We start from the raw sequence: 16068 nt of genomic DNA, 5'->3' as shown, positions 1-16068 counted from the left end.
GCTCAGTTCGCAAATTGTGTGCATGAGGTCCCAATCGCGGTCGCGAGACAGGATCTGGCCGATGATTTCAGCAGGTCACACCGTTCGAACCATCGCAGGTAGTTTTCGAGGTATTTGCTCGAAACGCCGCGATAGCGGCGCAGGAAGTCCTTCAACCCACTGTGCCGATTGTTGGCTGTTTGTATGTGAGCCACCCCACGCACCCGTTCACCGGCGGACTGGTTCAATGCTTCGTGTCTGACCCCAAGTGACTTGGCGCAGGGCGGGTAAACGTTGTTTCCATCAGTGACCAGAAGGATGTCATCATCAATCCGGGGTTCCAGAACGCTGTGTATGCTGTCAGCTGTGACAGATGGAAGGACGGAACACGCCGTTGTGCCGCCTCGGTCCACGGCAACCAATATCGGAACCTGTTCGTCTGACAGACCGCGCTTGCTGGCCTTGCCGCCCCTGCGGCGCGCCTTGCGATCAAGTTTGCGATCGCCCTTGCGGCTCTTGAGAACATAGGTCTCGTCGGCTTCGACAATGCCCTTGAGTTTTGGAGGGTCCTGGTCCTTCGTGCCTAAAAATCGGTGCCGCCAACGAAACGCCGTAGAGACGGCAAAATTACAGCGCTTTGCAGACGCGCGAACGGTCAGCCCATCCGCAAGGCAGCCCCCAAAGGCGAGCCATCTGTCCTTCTTGTGCAGGCCCTGTAAAGCCGTGCCCGTTGCCGCGTTGAAAGTCTTGTTGCAGGTCTTGCATTGATACCGCTGTAGCCCTCGGGCCTTGCCCCGCGAAACCGCGCCAGGCGTGCCACAATGCGGGCACTCACGGTCCTCGGCGACGCGCGCTTCGATCGCTGCCAGCGAAGCGGATGGCTCAGTTTCCCCCAGCAACACAGCCTGTGCTTGCTGCCTCTGCGCCAGACTGAGACCGTCTATGCGGGATAACCACTCCTGAAACTGCTTGTGATCCACTGTCAATACCTCCTCGATTTTCCCAAGATCATATCAGAAACGTGAAGCTTGCATACGATTTACGAACTGAGCCAAAATAAATGCCCCGCAGCTGTCGAAGCCGCGAGGCCAGTGAGTTCATTCCGCCGCAGGTTCCAGCTTGTCCTGCGTGCGGGTCTCAAAGTCGCTCGCGTCATGGCGTTCGTGTAGTTGGGTATGCGGCTCACCAAATGCGCGGTTGACCATGCGGCCACGCTGAACGGCGGGGCGTGCGTCGATCGCCTTGGCCCAACGCAGCACGTTTTCATAGGACTCAACGTCGAGGAATTCGGCGGCGCTGTAGAGGCGGCCCAAAACCAACTGGCCGTACCAAGGCCAGATCGCCATATCGGCGATAGTATAGTCTTCGCCTGCGATATAGGTCGTCTCGGCAAGTTGCCGATCCAGCACGTCCAGTTGGCGCTTGGCCTCCATCGCGAAACGGTTGATAGGGTATTCCCATTTCTCTGGGGCGTAGGCGTAGAAGTGACCAAAGCCACCGCCCAGATAAGGAGCGCTTCCCATCTGCCAGAATACCCAGTTCATGACCTCTGTCCGCTCTGGCCCAGACTTCGGTAAGAAGGCGTCGAATTTCTCGGCCAGATGAAACAGGATCGAGGCGCTTTCGAACACGCGCGTAGGCTCATCCCCTGAACGATCCCACAGGGCCGGGATTTTCGAGTTCGGGTTGGCCTCGACAAAGCCCGAGCTGAACTGATCGCCCTCACCAATATTGACGAGCCAGGCATTATATTCCGCGCCCTCATGGCCCAAGGCCAGCAGTTCTTCCAGCATGACGGTCACTTTTACACCGTTCGGCGTGGCCAGCGAATACAGCTGCAACGGGTGCTTGCCGACCGGCAGGTCCTTATCATGCGTGGCACCCGCTATGGGGCGGTTGATATTGGCAAACTGGCCGCCGCTTTTACTGTCCCATGTCCAGACTTTGGGGGGCTCGTATGAGGATTGCTCGGTCATCTGGTCTCTTTCTCAGCAAAGTTCAGGTGAATCATCCGTTCGTCACAACAGCTAATGTTGCAAAGACCAGAGTCCAACCCCGGACATCGGGTCCGTTTTGTAACAAACAGGATCGAACATCTCACGTTTCTTCATTCGCGGTCACAGCGGCGCGAGGGGGACTGCCCATGGCAGAGAAAATACTTATTGTCAGTCCAGACCCAAAACCCCGAAGGACAAAAGGATTGACCACATGAAACGCTTTGCCCTGACCCTTGCCACCGCTCTGACCCTCGCCGTACCCGCCTTTGCCGGGGATCAGTATATCGACGGCACCGGATTTGCCGTGTCGGGTTATGACGTTGTGGCCTATCGCAGCCTGGATCAGGCACCGGTTGGCCAATCGCAGCCCGAGGCCGTGCGAGGCCGTGCAGATATCACCGCAGAATACAACGGTGCGACCTGGGCGTTTTCGAGCGAAGAAAACCGCGACAAATTCCTGGAAAACCCAGCCTATTACGCTCCGGCATATGACGGCCACTGTGCATATGGTGTATCGCGCGGCGGCAAGGTTCCGGCAAACCCGAACCTGTGGCGCATTGTTGACGACACTCTGTATCTGAACATCACAGACGTGGTTGTTGGTTTCTGGGAAGAAGACGTCCCGGGCAACATCAACCTGGCCGAAGGCAACTGGCCGGGCATCGAATCCGACGGTGCGTCGGGCAGCGTGATCCCGAAATTTACATCGGCAGGCCCGATCACCAACTAAGCTTACCACTCACGAAGATCAGACCCGGCCTCACCAGGCCGGGTTTTTTCGTATCAGCTTGCCAGCCAAAAATCGTCGCGCATTTGCTGATCTGCGTCGAATTTTATGCGAACGCTTTTGGCACCGGGGAATTTGCGTTCCGTAATCGCATCCGGAACCACAACCTCACCGGCCCCTGCATCGTTGGATTGAAAGCTCAGCACTTCGGTTTCCAGCCGCCGGGCCGAGGCCAGAAACGATGTCGGTAACGCCACCCGGTTGGCCCCCCGGCAAACCGGTGTCGATACGAAGTAGGTCAGATGACGACCGTGGAACCCGACCGCTTCGGGAACGTGGTCCGCTTCTACGACCTGTGCGGCCTCAGCGTCATCTGCTCCGTCGACACTATGTGCCAAAGCGGTGTTCAACAGCACACGGCAGGCGTCAATGTCGGCGGTTTCAAGCTCGACCACACGCTTGCGCAGCTTTGGTCGCCGCGGTTTACCCGGTACGCGCCCCTTGGTCGTCAGCCCTTCGCTGCGTAAAAAGTCATAGGCTTCCTTGGCCCGGGAAAAGTTGGTGCAATCGCCGTTTTTGTGATCGGGATGCGCATGAAAGGCGATATGGCGCCATGCGTCGCGGATATCATCCGATCCCGCATTCTGATCCAGACCAAGGGCGTTTAACGCATCGGCGCGCGCCGCAATCTTTTCAACAGGTTCCATACCCAAATCACTCATTAAAAAAACATTACACAGCGTCAGTTTGAGGGCGCTCACGAATATGTCAATTTTTCCAAAATTTTATCGCTTGAGCGCGCACAATGCCCAAGCTGAGGGTTCATTGTTCAAGCCAAAAGATCGCGGCAAAAAAAGAGCCCGGACCGTTTCAGGGTCCGGGCTGTCAAGTCACAGGGTTTTATCAGGCGACGTTCTGCAATTCGGCTTTGGGGGTGATGCCCAGTGTAAAGCAGACGTCGCGGGTCAGTTCGGGCCGGTTCAGAGTGTAGAAATGCAATTTGTCCACGCCGCCTTCGATCAGGTCCGAACACAGCTCGGTGCATAGGGCAGTGGCCAGCAAATCCTCGCGATCATCACGAACGGCCTTTTCAAAGGCATTCTCGACCCAGCCCGGAATATGTGTGCCACAGCGGCGGGCAAAGTTACGCGCGCCTTTCCAGTTCTCGATCGGAAGGATGCCCGGCACGATGGGCTTGTCGATCCCTGCTTTTTCACAGGCGTCGCGGAACCGGAAAAACGTCTCGGCCTCAAAGAAGAACTGGGTCAGAGCCTCATCTGCGCCCGCATCCAGCTTGGCCTTGAGCCATTCGATATCCGCCGCAAAATCCTGTGCCTCGGGGTGCTTGTCCGGATAGGCACCGACGCGGATGCTGAACATCTCGGTGTCTGCCAGCGCCTCGATCAGTTCAACCGAGCTCGCAAAACCTTCGGGATGTGCAGTAAAGCGGCTCTGACCTTTTGGCGGGTCGCCGCGAAGGGCAACGATGTCCTCAACACCCGCGCGTGCAAAGGTATCCGCGATTTCCAGCGTTTCCTGGCGAGATGCGTCAACACAGGTCAGATGCGCGGCAACTTTAAGGCCTGAAGACTTGTGCAACGTTGCGACGGCGTCACGGGTCAACTCGCGGGTTGTGCCGCCTGCGCCATAGGTGACTGAGACAAATCGAGGCTCCAACGGGGCCAGTGTCTGCACGGTATCCCACAGACGGAAAGAGGCCTCGAGCGTTTTCGGCGGGAAAAACTCGAATGAAATTTCAGGTTTCGTCATCGTAGCCTCACAGGTCCAATCTGATCCCCTTGTGCCAGTTTGCGCATTGTGAGACAAACTCATATTACTCAAGAACAACATGAGTCACACTTCAATGCACATCGAATTCCGGCACCTGCGCACGATCAAGGCCATCCATGAATGCGGCGGCTTGGCCCGCGCGGCGGATCAGCTAAACATCACTCAATCGGCCCTGAGTCATCAGATCAAAGGCTTGGAAGATCAGGCCGGAGTTGAATTGTTCCTGCGCCGATCCAAGCCGATGAAATTGTCAGCTGCGGGGCTGCGTCTGTTGCGGTTGGCCGAGCAAATCCTGCCGCAGGTCGAGGCGACACAACAGGAATTTTCGTCTTTGCGCGACGGTCGCACCGGTCGGATGCACATCGCCATCGAGTGCCACGCCTGTTTCGAATGGCTGTTCCCGGTGCTGGAATCGTTCCGTAAATCCTGGGGTGACGTGGATGTCGATATCCGCCCGGGTCTGGCCTTTGACGCCTTGCCCGCATTGCAGAAAGAGGAAGTTGATCTGGTCGTGTCCTCCGACCCCGAAGACCTGCCGGGCGTCGAGTTCATCAAACTCTTTGACTATGACGCGGTGTTCGTCGCCGCCTCGGCCCATCCTCTGGCGCAGAAAGAGTTCATCGAGGCCGAAGACTTTCGGGGGCAGACCCTGATCACCTATCCGGTCGAACGCACGCGGCTGGATTTGTTTAGCCAGTTGCTGATCCCGGCGCGCGTTGAACCTGCCGCGATCCGGCAAGTGGAGCTGACCGCTGTGATCCTGTTGCTGGTGGCATCGAACCGGGGTGTTTCGGTGTTGCCCGACTGGGTCGTGCGCGAGGTGAAATACAACTCGGACTACGTCACCCGACCTCTGACCAAAGACGGGATCACCCGTGGGCTGTATGCGGCTGTACGTACCGAAGACCTTGAAAAACCCTATGTGCAAGAGCTGATTGAACTGGCTGGAACCGAAGCGCGTAAGCTGCAAGAGCAATAGGCACAAAACGCGGGTCTGCTATGCGCATCATTCCTCTTGGCAAGGGCGCATTGCCCCAGTATACGCGCGGTTTGACCGGACAGGAGCCTTTGGACAATGGTTGGCAGTGCAAACCTCAACATCATGATCAAAGCCGCGCGCAAGGCGGGGCGTTCTTTGGTCAAGGATTTTCGTGAAGTCGAGAACCTTCAGGTGTCGATGAAAGGCGCGGGCGACTTTGTCTCCAAGGCCGATATTGCCGCCGAAGCGATCCTGAAAGAGGAACTGCTGGGTGCGCGTCCGACTTATGGCTGGCTGGCCGAAGAGGGCGGCGCCATCGCTGGCGAAGACCCGACCCGCCGCTGGATTGTGGACCCGCTGGACGGCACCACCAACTTCCTGCACGGGTTGCCGCACTGGGCTGTCTCGATTGCGCTGGAACACAAGGGCAAGATCGTCGCCGGTGTGATTTATGACGCCGCCAAGGATGAGATGTTCTTCGCTGAAAAAGGCGAGGGCTCATGGATGAACGACACCCGTATTCGGGTTTCCGGCCGTCATCGGATGATCGAGTCCATCTTCTCGACCGGTCTGCCGTTTGGCGGCCGTTCCGATCTGCCTGCGACGTTGCAGGATCTGGCACGCCTGATGCCGGTTTGCTCGGGTGTGCGGCGCTGGGGTGCGGCTGCTCTGGACATGGCTTATGTGGCCGCGGGCCGTTACGAGGGGTTCTGGGAGCGTCGTCTGAATGCCTGGGATTTGGCCGCCGGGATTATCATCGTGAAAGAGGCCGGTGGCTTCGTTCAGCCGCTGAACCCCGAAGGCAGCGTGCTGGAAGATGGTGAAGTGATCTGTGCGAACGAGCCGATCTTTGACCAGTTCGCCAAGGTTATCAGGGGCTGATTTCCCGATAACCCGACTAAGCAAGCGCGCGCCATCCGAGGCGCGCTTTTTCATTTCAAAGAGTTGCGTGTTCCGCCAGCCCTGCCTCGTTCGCGAGTTTTGCGGCGACGTTAGCGACGGCGAGGTCTTGCAGGCCGACGCCTGTTCCGTCGAAGAGGGTGATTTCCTCCTCGGAGCTGCGCCCCAGATGGGTTCCGTTAATAGCGGCCCCGATGGGGGTGATTTGGTCCTCGGTAAGGGTGCCGTTGGCGATAGCGTGTTGGGCCTCACCGATGGAGACGGACTGGGCGATCTCGTCGGTGAAGACGGTGGCGGATGCGACCAGCGCGGCGTCGACCTCTTGCTTGCCCTTGGTATCGGTGCCCATGCAGGCCAGATGGGTGCCGGGTTTGATCCAGTCTTTCATCAGCAAAGGCTCGAAGGCTGAGGTGATGGTGATGATCACATCCGCCTGTGCGCCAAGTTCTTCTTGCGTAACGGCCTCGAAGTCCAGACACAGCTCGGATGCAACCGCGCCCAAACGGGGCAACATCTCGGGGTGGGGGTTCCAGGCGACGACTTTCTCAAAATCGCGCTGTTCGGCGGCGGCGCGCAGTTGGAAGGCGGACTGGTGACCTGCGCCGACCATGCCCAGTACCTTGGCGTCCTTGCGGGCCAGATGGGCAATCGACACCGCCGAGGACGCGGCGGTGCGCACGGCAGTCAGGTAGTTGCCACCGACCAGCGCCGACAGCCGTCCGGTATCCGGATCAAACAGAAAGACGGTTGATTGATGGTTGGTCAGCCCTTTATCCATATTGCCGGGCCAGTAGCCGCCGGATTTGACACCCAGCACCTGACCGGCGCGGTCGAAGCCGGATTTGAAGCCGTAAAGCGCGTCGGCATAGCCGATGGCCTCACGAATGACCGGGAAGTTATAGGCGTCGCCACGCGCCATGGCGGCGAAGACGTCCTGAACCGCGTCGAACGCGTCGCGGCGGCCGACCAGTTGCTGGCAGAGGTCTTCTCCGACGATCAGCAGGGGTTTGTCTGTCATATCTTTCATGACCTTTTCCTTAAGCTCTGGGGGCAGGTCCGGGCGGCAGGGGAAGGGAGACCTGCCGCCCGGGACACAGGGTGCGGCGGCCTAGTAAGCCTTGCCGCGCGCGGAAACGGGCCAAAGCGCTTCAACCTTGCCGTTCCGAACACCCACATACCAGTCGTGCACATTTGCCGTCGGGTCGCAGTGGCCGGGGACCAGATGCAGCTTGTCATTGACCTTCAGAACCCCATCCGGGTCGGCGACAACGCCGTGCTCGTCGGAACATTTGACGTATTCCACATCCGTGCGGCTGAAGATCACCGGCAAGCCACTGTCGACCGACTGGGCTTTGAGGCCCGCATCGACGATGGCCTTGTCGGCCTTGGCGTGGCTCATGACGCTGGTAAGGATGAAGAAGGCGTTCTCCCACTCGCCGCGGTCGATGCGGTTGCCGTTTTCATCCAGGATGCGGCCATAATCGGCATCCATGAAGGCGTAAGAGCCACATTGCAGTTCGTTATACACGCCCGAGGTGCTCTCGAAGTAATAAGACCCGGTGCCGCCACCGCCGACGATGTCGCAGTCCAGACCTTCGGCCTTCAACCCGTCCACGGCGTCTTTGACCTGCGCCACGGCGATGTCGATCTTGGCCTTGCGGTCTTCGTAGAGGTCCATGTGCTGCATCGCGCCCTGATAGGCCTGAATGCCGGCGAACTTGAGGCCCGGGGCCGCGTCGATGGCCTTGGCGATGGCGATGACGTCCGCTGTGGTGGTCACGCCGCAGCGACCCGCGCCGCAGTCGATCTCGACCAGACATTCGATCTGGGTGCCGTGGCGCTGTGCGGCCTCGGACAGGTCGGCGACATTGTCGATATCGTCAACGCAGCAGATCGTGCGTGCGCCCAGCTTGGGCATCCGCGCCAGACGGTCGATCTTTGCCGGGTCGCGCACCTGATTGGATACAAGCACGTCCTTGATGCCGCCTCGGGCAAAGACCTCGGCCTCGGACACTTTCTGGCAGCAGATACCGCAGGCGCCGCCCAGCTCGACCTGTAGCCGCGCCACGTCGACGGATTTGTGCATCTTGCCATGCACCCGGTGGCGCATGCCGTGGGCCTTGGCGTAGTCGCCCATCTTTTTGATGTTGCGCTCCAGCGCGTCCAGATCCAGCACCAGCGCCGGGGTCTGGATATCGGATGCGTCCATGCCGATAGCGGCGGGAATGTCGTAACCGACTTCGAGTTGCTCGATGTTTACGGGCTTGTTCATGATGTCCTCCTCAGCCCCGGGTCCAGGGCAGTTTGTCCAGATCCACATTGCCGCCGGTGATGATCACGCCGACGCGTTTGCCTTTGAAGGCCTCGGGGTGCTTCAGAATGGTCGCCAGCGGCACGGCGCAGCTGGGCTCCATCACGATGCGCAGGTATTTCCAGGTGGTCTTCATCGCGGCGATGATCTCGTCTTCGCTGGCGGTGTGGATGTCGCTGACGAAGTTCGACACGAAGTGCCAGGTGTTTTCCTTCAGCGGCACTTTCAGCCCGTCGGCGATGGTGACCGGGGCGTCATCGGCGATGATGTGACCGGCCTTGAAGCTGCGGTAGGCGTCATCGGCCTGTTCCGGTTCCGAGGCGTATATCTTCACCTCGGGCGCCAGATTCGACAGGGTCAGGCAGGTGCCCGAGATCATGCCGCCGCCGCCGATGGGCGCGACCACCGCGTCCAGACCGTCGGTCTGCTGCAGCAGTTCCGCCGAGCAGGTCGCCTGACCCGCAATCACCCGGGGGTCGTTATAGGGGTGCACGAACTCACCGCCGGTGCGAGCCTGCACCTCGGCAAACACGGCCTCGCGTGAGGTGGTCGAGGGTTCGCATTCGGTGATGATCCCGCCATAGCGGCGGACCGCGTCCTTCTTGGCCTGCGGTGCCGTGCGCGGCATCACCACGTTACACGGGATGCCCCGGCGACCCGCCGCATAAGACAGGCTGAGCGCATGGTTGCCGCTGGAATGCGTGCAGACGCCGCGTTCGGCGGCCGCGTCATTCAGGCCAAAGACCGCATTGCAGGCCCCGCGCACCTTGAAGGCCCCGGCCTCTTGGAAGTTCTCGCATTTGAAGAACAGCTGTGCGCCGGTCAGATCGTCCAGATAGTCGGACCGCAGCACGGGCGTGCGGTTGATATGGGGTTTGATCCGCGCGTGCGCTTCCCGCATATCGGCGATGGTCAGGCAATCGGCTGTGGTCATGTCGTCCAACATCAGGCTCCTCCTTACGCGGCAGATTGCATCGGCGTGGCGTGACCGGCGCGGAAATACTCCTGTGCCGCGGCGACACCGCTGCCCAGCTCGATCGGATAGTCCAGATCGGCCATCGCCATTTCGATCGTGGCGAGGCCTGACAGCACCATCACATCCGTCAGGCTGCCCAGATGACCGATGCGGAAGGCTTTGCCGTTCATCTCACCCAGACCAATGCCAAAGCTGACGCCATAGGCGTTGAAGGCGTGATCGGTCAGCGCATTGCTGTCGAAGCCCTCGGGCACATAGATCGCGCTGACCGTGTCCGAGTAGAGATCGGGCGACTGCGCCACCAGCTCCAGCCCCCAGGCGGCGGTGGCTTTGCGCACGCCTTCGGCCAGACGGAAGTGGCGGGCATAGACATTGTCCAAACCTTCCTCGAACAGCATCTTCAGGCTTTCGCCCATGCCATAGATCAGTTGCAGTGGCGGGGTATACGGAAAGCCGCCCGAGGCGTTCGCGTTCATCATGTCGCGGAAGTCAAAGAAAGTGCGCGGCAGCTTGGCCGTTTCCATCGCGGCCAACGCCTTGGGGCTGACGCACAGGATCGCCATGCCGGTGGCCAGCATGAAGCCTTTTTGCGAACCCGAGACCGCAATATCAACGCCCCAGTCGTCAAACGCGAACGGCATCGAGGCCAGCGAGCTGACGCAATCCACAAACAGCATCGCCGGATGGGCGCTGGCATCCATAGCCTTGCGCACCGCCGCAATGTCCGAGCGCACGCCGGTGGCCGTCTCATTATGCGTAACCAGAACCGCCTTGATCTCATGGCCCTTGTCAGCCGCCAGAGCCTCGGCGAACTTATCCGCCGGCGCACCGCTGCCCCACGGGCATTCGATAATCCGCACATCCAGCCCATGCCTCTGGCACAGGTCGATCCAGCGATGGCTGAACATCCCATAGCGCGCCACCAGAACCGCATCGCCGGGGCTGAGCGTATTGGTCACCGCAGCCTCCCATCCGCCCGTGCCACTGGCCGGGAAGGTGACGACCTGACCCGAGGTCGTTCCGAACACGCGTTTGGTGTCCTCCAGCACAGGCGCAAAAGTTTCAACGAAGTCAGGCGCGCGGTGGTCCTGTGTCTGAACCTGCATCGCCAGACGCAGCCGATCCGGGATATTCGTCGGGCCGGGTATGAAAACCGGGTTCTGTGATGACATCGCTTTAATCCTCCAATGTACCGATAAGTGTTGGGGAAAAGGGCGTCGGGTGCAATTTTCTTGAAAAATATTTTCATTTATTGGATAAAATTATTAAAGCGCTGAAAAATATCTGCTTTTCGTTTTTCATTTTCGAAGTTTGGAAAATCAGGGCGAAATATTATTCGGTTAAAAAGAGGAGAGTTCGGGGATGGAGCAACAGAAACGGCCACGGGGAAGGCCCAAATCGCTGTTCAAGGAAAGCTCTGCTGGGACCATGCAATCGCTTGATCGTGCGCTGGGCGTTCTGACCACCGTGGCACGGATGGAACGGGCCGCGCTCAGCGATCTGGCGCGCGAGGTGGATGTGCCGACAGCCACCACGCACCGCATTCTGGCGACCTTGCAGAAACACGGCTTTGCAGCCTTTGATGAGGAACGTCAGGAATGGATGATCGGGATCGAGGCCTATCGCACCGGAGCCTCATTCCTGCGCCGCAATAGCGTCATCGAAATCGGGCGACCGATCCTGCGCCGCCTTATGCAGGATAGCGGCGAAACGGCAAATCTGGCGGTGATGGACGGCGCTGAGGTGGTCTTCGTTGGTCAGGTCGAAACACCGAACCCGATCCGGGCGTTCTTTCCACCCGGCGCACGGACGCCGATGTATGCGTCGGGGATTGGCAAGGCGATTTTGGCCGCGATGAACGAGACCGCCGCGAACAAGGCGTTAGAGATGGCGGCACCGACCCAGTTCACTCAGCACACTTTGGTGCCGGGGGAAGGCCTCCGGCGGAATTTGGCAGAGTGTCACGCCCGTGGTTGGTCGCACGATCATGAAGAACGGTACGAGGGTATGTCCTGCATAGGCGCCGCAATCTTCAATGACCGAGCAGAACCTTGTGCGGGTATTTCAGTGTCCGGCCCCTCGGTCCGGTTCCATGCCGGACGCATCACCGAATTGGGCAGGCTGGTAAGTGACGCCGCAAGAGAGATCACAGATCTGAGTGGTGGCCGGCTTCCCGTCACAAACGGAGTGTAACCTATCGGCGCGGTACACGCGGAATGCGGGATTGTGTCAGTTTGTATCTGTGTTCGGGATGAGGCGGGTGGCCGTGGGTACGGTTCCAAAATGCAGGCCCACCGCGTTTTAACCAAAGCGGGACACAGAGGATCAGGCCGACGATAAACCCGCCCGTATGCGCCCAATAAGCTACGCCGCCCTTATCCGGGTTGCTGGCGAGGCTGCCCATGAATTGCATGCCCAGCCAGATACCCAGCATGATAAAGGCGGGAATAGTGAAGATGCGGAAATAGACGATCAGGAACAGCAGGATGTCCACGCGCGCCTTTGGAAACAGCAGGAGATAGCCGCCCATCACCCCTGCAATCGCGCCCGAGGCTCCGATCGTGGGCACCACAGAGTCGGGTGCGGTTACGACATGGATCAGGCCTGCCCCGATTCCTGCGACCAGATAGAACAGCAGGAAGGGCAGGTGGCCCATCTCGTCCTCCAGGTTGTCTCCGAAAATCCAGAGAAACAGCATATTGCCTGCAAGGTGCATCCATCCGCCATGCAGGAACATCGAGGTCACGAGGGTTTCAAACGCAAACCCGTCGGTGATGCGCGCCGGAATAATGGCGTAGTCGAAATACAACTGACCGATAAGCCGGTCATTGCTCATTATTCCCACATAGCTGAGGAAAATCAGGATATTGGCCGCCATCAACAGATAGACGACATATGGCGTGCGCCCCGAGGGGTTATGGTCACGGATCGGAAACATGGGGCGACGCTGGGCTTTTCCCGGCCCAGCGTCAAGGTTCGCTTACGCCGCACCTCCTAACAACGCAGCGTTGCCACCCGCGGCGGTGGTATCGACGCAAACATGGCGCTCGCCCAGAACGCGCGCACGGTCCGGTTTGCCGGGAATCAGCGGCAGTATGGGGCCGTCGCGGTGGGCGAGGTGGTGTTCGATTTCACGCGCGGTGTCGTCATCCCCCCACCACAGAACGCCCGAAATACCGGCGACATTTTCCAGCCGGTGCAGATCCAGCATGCCAGTCGCACGGATGGCAGTCCCGCCAATGGCTTCGACCGCCTCGGCCTGCGCCTGCACCGTTTCAGCGCCCGGTCCCATGCATAGCAGAGGGGCGCGGGGGATTTCGCTCAGACGGTTGGACTCACCGGTTGGGCCGGGCAGGGATTGCGTGCGAACGGCGGCGGGCTGACCCTGAGGGGCGGGCAGATCGGCCATTGTGTTGTCCCATTGACCGTTGCTCGTCTGCCGGTCCGGGGCGCAGAACCGCGCCATGTAGTTCGGCCCGCCCGCCTTTGGTCCAGTGCCTGACAGACCCTCGCCGCCAAAGGGCTGAGAGCCCACGATTGCGCCGATCTGGTTGCGGTTGACGTAGATATTGCCTGCGTGGACGGCCTCGGTGATGTGCTGCACGCGGTCGTCGATACGCGTGTGCAGACCAAAGGTCAGCCCATAACCTGTGGCATTGATATCAGCGATGACCTTGTCAAGCTCGGACGCCTTGAAACGCACCACATGCAGAACAGGGCCAAAGATTTCACGCTTCAATGCAGCGATGCCTGGGATTTCGATCAGGGCGGGGGCGATGAACGTGCCCTCGGGTGGGGTGCTCATTTCCTTCAAAACCCGCCCTTCGGCGCGAGCCTGCGCAATGTGGTTCGAAATTCCTTGCCGCGCGTCCTCATCAATCACCGGGCCACTATCGGTCGACAACGACCACGGGTCGCCAACTACCAGCGCTTCCATGGCGCCGATCAGCATGGTCAGCAGGTCATCGGCGATGTCTTCCTGCACATAGAGGCAGCGCAGGGCCGAGCATCGCTGACCCGCTGACTGAAACGCGCTTTCAATGATGGATTGCACAGCTTGTTCGGGCAGGGCGGTGCTGTCCACGATCATCGCGTTCAGCCCGCCGGTTTCGGCGATCAAAGGCGTCCCGGGCCGCAAGTTGTCCGCCATTGCCGCGCGGATTTTCAACGCAGTTGCGGTCGAGCCGGTAAAGGCCACCCCCGAAACACGCGGGTCCGAGGTCAGTGCCGCGCCGACAGACGGCCCGCCCGGCAGCAGTTGCAGAGCGTCGCGCGGCACTCCGGCCTCGTGAAGCAGCTGTACGGCCCGATGCGCGATCAACGGCGTTTGTGGCGCGGGTTTGGCCAACACGGCATTGCCGGCGGCCAGTGCAGCCGAAATTTGGCCGGTGAAGATCGCCAGCGGAAAGTTCCACGGGCTGATGCAAGTGAAGATGCCCGCAGGTTCGGCCGCAGGAATATTCGCCGCGTAGTAGCGCAGGAAATCGACCGCTTCGCGCAGTTCGGCCACGGCGTCAGGTACGGACTTTCCAGCCTCGCGCGCCAAAAGGGCGAACAGCTCGCCGAAATGTTCTTCGTAGAGATCGGCGGCTTTGTTCAGAGCCTGTGTCCGTTCAGCTGCCGGGACTTGCCACGGGCTTGCCGAAGCCAGCGCCAGTTCAACATCGCGCGCGCTGGCAGGCGCAACAGCGCCGGGCCGGTCCTGAGGTTGCGCCGGGTTGGTGACGGGTTGGTCCGGTTCGGGGTGCGCGTCGTCCGACAACAGCGGCTGCGCGTACCAGTGATGCGCCCTGAACGCGTCACGCGCGGCGTCGATCCGGTCGAGCGTTGGTGTGTGATGCAGGTCGAACCCTTTTGAATTAGGCCGCTCCGGCTGAAACAGCTCGGGACCGGTCGGCAGGGGCTGTTTCGGCTCCTGAATGGTGTCGAACGGGTCCGCAGCGACCTCTTCTGGCGGTACATTCTCATCCACGATCTGGTTCACGAAGGACGAATTTGCGCCGTTCTCCAGCAGTCGCCGCACCAGATAAGCAAGCAAATCGCGATGCGCGCCAACCGGCGCATAGATCCGACACCGCGTGTTGTTTTTATCTTTGACGATCTGGTGCAGGGTTTCACCCATCCCGTGCAGGCGCTGAAACTCGAAAGGCTGGATGTCAGCCATGTGCAGGATCGCGCTGACCGTGTGGGCGTTGTGGGTGGCGAATTGCGGGTAAATCCGGTCGGTCATGCCCAGCAATTTGCGCGCATTGGCGATGTAGGAAATATCGGTCGCCGCTTTTCGGGTGAACACCGGGAAACCATCCACGCCTTCGACTTGGGCGCGCTTGATCTCGGTATCCCAATAGGCACCTTTTACCAGCCGGACCATCAGCTTTCGGTCGTGCCGCTCGGCCATGTCATAAAGCGTATCCAGCACCAGACCGGCACGTGGACCATAGGCCTGCACCACGATCCCGAACCCGTCCCATCCGGCCAGGGCAGGTTCCGCCATGACCTCTTCGATCACTTGCAGCGACAGCGACAGGCGGTCAGCCTCTTCGGCGTCCACGTTCAGGCCCATCCCGGCGGCTTTGGCCAACAGGCAAAGGGCACGCAGGCGGGGGACAAGCTCGTCCATCACGCGCTGTTCCTGCGCCAGTTCATAGCGTGGATGCAGGGCTGAAAGCTTCACCGAAATGCCCGGATTGGCGCGGATGTCATCATGGGTACAGGTGTCCGCGATGGCGGCAATCGCGCGGGAATAGGACAGGTGATAGCGGGCGGCGTCAGCCTCGGTGCGCGCTGCCTCGCCCAGCATATCGTAGGAATAGGTGTAGCCCTTGACCTCCATCCCGCTGGCGCGGTCCATGGCGGAGTGGATGGTTTCACCCAAAACAAACTGGCGGCCCATCTCTTTCATCGCGCGGCCAACGGCGGTGCGGATCACCGGCTCACCCAGCCGTTTGATCGCCCCGCGCAAGGCGCTGACCGGAGAGGTCTTGCCTTCGTCCAGAACCTTGCCGGTTAGCATCAACGCCCATGTCGATGCGTTGACCAGAGAAGACGAGGATTGGCCCAGATGCTTGCCCCAATCCGACGGTGCGATTTTGTCCTCGATCAGCGCGTCAATTGTTTCGGCGTCTGGAACACGCAGCAAAGCCTCGGCCAGGCACATCAGCGCGACGCCTTCATCGGTGGACAGACCGTATTCGGCCAGAAACACCTCCATCATGCCGGGCGAGGTGCTGGACCGGATGTCGCGCACTAACTGTGCCGCACCCGCGCAGATCGCAGAGCGGTCGGTTTCGGTCAGCTTCGCATGGGCAATCAGCTGATCCAGAACTTCGGACTGATCGGCATAGGTTTTGCCGTCAATTTGAGTGCGCAGGCTGTGTGTCATGTATCCTCCGGGCTTTTGGAGAGTAT

At 60.0% G+C, this 16068-nt stretch carries 14 protein-coding genes; 4 read left to right on the top strand and 10 right to left on the bottom strand.

The genetic code is table 11. The features are described from left to right. Positions 1 to 2: 2 nt before the first annotated feature. Together ACOQOY_RS06490 and yghU are read right to left on the bottom strand one after the other, a co-directional pair. On the bottom strand, positions 3 to 959 hold the full coding sequence (locus ACOQOY_RS06490) for an IS1595 family transposase (RefSeq protein ID WP_420584649.1): 957 nt from the start codon (positions 957 to 959) through the stop codon (positions 3 to 5). Positions 960 to 1076: 117 nt separating this feature from the next. Further along, the gene (yghU, locus tag ACOQOY_RS06485; RefSeq protein WP_420584648.1) at positions 1077 to 1955 is read right to left on the bottom strand and encodes a glutathione-dependent disulfide-bond oxidoreductase; all 879 of its coding nucleotides are present in this window, start codon (positions 1953 to 1955) and stop codon (positions 1077 to 1079) included. Positions 1956 to 2187: 232 nt separating this feature from the next. On the opposite strand from yghU, the gene ACOQOY_RS06480 reads away from it, so the two are divergent. Further along, entirely contained in the window at positions 2188 to 2706 is a 519-nt protein-coding gene (locus tag ACOQOY_RS06480; protein ID WP_420584647.1) for a YHS domain-containing (seleno)protein, read from the top strand. Between the two features lie 53 nt (positions 2707 to 2759). Here ACOQOY_RS06480 and ACOQOY_RS06475 read toward each other — a convergent pair whose 3' ends face one another. Together ACOQOY_RS06475 and metF are read right to left on the bottom strand one after the other, a co-directional pair. Then, on the bottom strand, positions 2760 to 3410 hold the full coding sequence (locus ACOQOY_RS06475; protein ID WP_420584646.1) for a DnaJ domain-containing protein: 651 nt from the start codon (positions 3408 to 3410) through the stop codon (positions 2760 to 2762). A 196-nt stretch (positions 3411 to 3606) separates the two neighbouring features. Beyond that, complete coding sequence (gene metF, locus ACOQOY_RS06470; protein WP_420584645.1) at positions 3607 to 4473, bottom strand: methylenetetrahydrofolate reductase [NAD(P)H]; 867 nt, start codon at positions 4471 to 4473, stop codon at positions 3607 to 3609. A 94-nt stretch (positions 4474 to 4567) separates the two neighbouring features. Between metF and ACOQOY_RS06465 the strand changes: the two genes are divergently transcribed. Both ACOQOY_RS06465 and ACOQOY_RS06460 read left to right on the top strand, forming a co-directional pair. Next, positions 4568 to 5473, top strand: a complete 906-nt coding sequence (locus ACOQOY_RS06465) for a LysR family transcriptional regulator (RefSeq protein ID WP_420587219.1) — start codon at positions 4568 to 4570, stop codon at positions 5471 to 5473. Positions 5474 to 5569: 96 nt separating this feature from the next. Continuing rightward, positions 5570 to 6355, top strand: a complete 786-nt coding sequence (locus ACOQOY_RS06460; RefSeq protein WP_420584644.1) for an inositol monophosphatase family protein — start codon at positions 5570 to 5572, stop codon at positions 6353 to 6355. 55 nt (positions 6356 to 6410) lie between these two features. Here ACOQOY_RS06460 and bhcD read toward each other — a convergent pair whose 3' ends face one another. The 4 genes from bhcD to bhcA all read right to left on the bottom strand — a co-directional run bounded on the left by bhcD (position 6411) and on the right by bhcA (position 10832). Beyond that, entirely contained in the window at positions 6411 to 7400 is a 990-nt protein-coding gene (bhcD, locus tag ACOQOY_RS06455; protein WP_420584643.1) for an iminosuccinate reductase BhcD, read from the bottom strand. Between the two features lie 81 nt (positions 7401 to 7481). Next, positions 7482 to 8645, bottom strand: a complete 1164-nt coding sequence (gene bhcC, locus ACOQOY_RS06450) for a 3-hydroxy-D-aspartate aldolase BhcC (protein WP_420584642.1) — start codon at positions 8643 to 8645, stop codon at positions 7482 to 7484. Positions 8646 to 8655: 10 nt separating this feature from the next. Continuing rightward, positions 8656 to 9630, bottom strand: coding sequence for a beta-hydroxyaspartate dehydratase BhcB (gene bhcB / locus ACOQOY_RS06445; RefSeq protein WP_420584641.1), 975 nt, complete (start codon positions 9628 to 9630; stop codon positions 8656 to 8658). Between the two features lie 11 nt (positions 9631 to 9641). Continuing rightward, positions 9642 to 10832 (bottom strand): L-aspartate--glyoxylate aminotransferase BhcA, encoded by a 1191-nt coding sequence (bhcA, locus tag ACOQOY_RS06440; protein WP_420584640.1) that lies wholly within the window; start codon positions 10830 to 10832, stop codon positions 9642 to 9644. A 190-nt stretch (positions 10833 to 11022) separates the two neighbouring features. Between bhcA and ACOQOY_RS06435 the strand changes: the two genes are divergently transcribed. After that, the gene (locus tag ACOQOY_RS06435; protein WP_420584639.1) at positions 11023 to 11853 is read left to right on the top strand and encodes an IclR family transcriptional regulator; all 831 of its coding nucleotides are present in this window, start codon (positions 11023 to 11025) and stop codon (positions 11851 to 11853) included. A gap of 1 nt (position 11854) precedes the next feature. On the opposite strand, the gene ACOQOY_RS06430 is transcribed toward ACOQOY_RS06435, so the two are convergent. After that, a complete protein-coding gene (locus ACOQOY_RS06430) occupies positions 11855 to 12598 on the bottom strand; it encodes a rhomboid family intramembrane serine protease (RefSeq protein WP_420584638.1) in 744 nt (247 codons plus the stop codon). 42 nt (positions 12599 to 12640) lie between these two features. Further along, complete coding sequence (gene putA, locus ACOQOY_RS06425) at positions 12641 to 16042, bottom strand: bifunctional proline dehydrogenase/L-glutamate gamma-semialdehyde dehydrogenase PutA (RefSeq protein WP_420584637.1); 3402 nt, start codon at positions 16040 to 16042, stop codon at positions 12641 to 12643. Positions 16043 to 16068 lie beyond the last annotated feature (26 nt).

The sequence above is a fragment of the Ruegeria sp. genome, assembly GCF_965221235.1.
Taxonomy (GTDB): Bacteria; Pseudomonadota; Alphaproteobacteria; order Rhodobacterales; family Rhodobacteraceae; genus Ruegeria.
The sequence above is the reverse complement of the archived record's forward strand: the minus strand, read 5'-3'. Positions and strand labels throughout refer to the sequence as shown.

Bases quoted from the DNA above. Each gene is read 5' to 3' on its own strand.
- yghU (WP_420584648.1), bottom strand. From the start codon at position 1,955: ATGACCGAGCAATCCTCATACGAGCCCCCCAAAGTCTGGACATGGGAC.
- ACOQOY_RS06480 (WP_420584647.1), top strand. From the start codon at position 2,188: ATGAAACGCTTTGCCCTGACCCTTGCCACCGCTCTGACCCTCGCCGTA.
- ACOQOY_RS06475 (WP_420584646.1), bottom strand. From the start codon at position 3,410: ATGGAACCTGTTGAAAAGATTGCGGCGCGCGCCGATGCGTTAAACGCC.
- metF (WP_420584645.1), bottom strand. From the start codon at position 4,473: ATGACGAAACCTGAAATTTCATTCGAGTTTTTCCCGCCGAAAACGCTC.
- ACOQOY_RS06465 (WP_420587219.1), top strand. From the start codon at position 4,568: ATGCACATCGAATTCCGGCACCTGCGCACGATCAAGGCCATCCATGAA.
- ACOQOY_RS06460 (WP_420584644.1), top strand. From the start codon at position 5,570: ATGGTTGGCAGTGCAAACCTCAACATCATGATCAAAGCCGCGCGCAAG.
- bhcD (WP_420584643.1), bottom strand. From the start codon at position 7,400: ATGAAAGATATGACAGACAAACCCCTGCTGATCGTCGGAGAAGACCTC.
- bhcC (WP_420584642.1), bottom strand. From the start codon at position 8,645: ATGAACAAGCCCGTAAACATCGAGCAACTCGAAGTCGGTTACGACATT.
- bhcB (WP_420584641.1), bottom strand. From the start codon at position 9,630: ATGTTGGACGACATGACCACAGCCGATTGCCTGACCATCGCCGATATG.
- bhcA (WP_420584640.1), bottom strand. From the start codon at position 10,832: ATGTCATCACAGAACCCGGTTTTCATACCCGGCCCGACGAATATCCCG.
- ACOQOY_RS06435 (WP_420584639.1), top strand. From the start codon at position 11,023: ATGGAGCAACAGAAACGGCCACGGGGAAGGCCCAAATCGCTGTTCAAG.
- ACOQOY_RS06430 (WP_420584638.1), bottom strand. From the start codon at position 12,598: ATGTTTCCGATCCGTGACCATAACCCCTCGGGGCGCACGCCATATGTC.
- putA (WP_420584637.1), bottom strand. From the start codon at position 16,042: ATGACACACAGCCTGCGCACTCAAATTGACGGCAAAACCTATGCCGAT.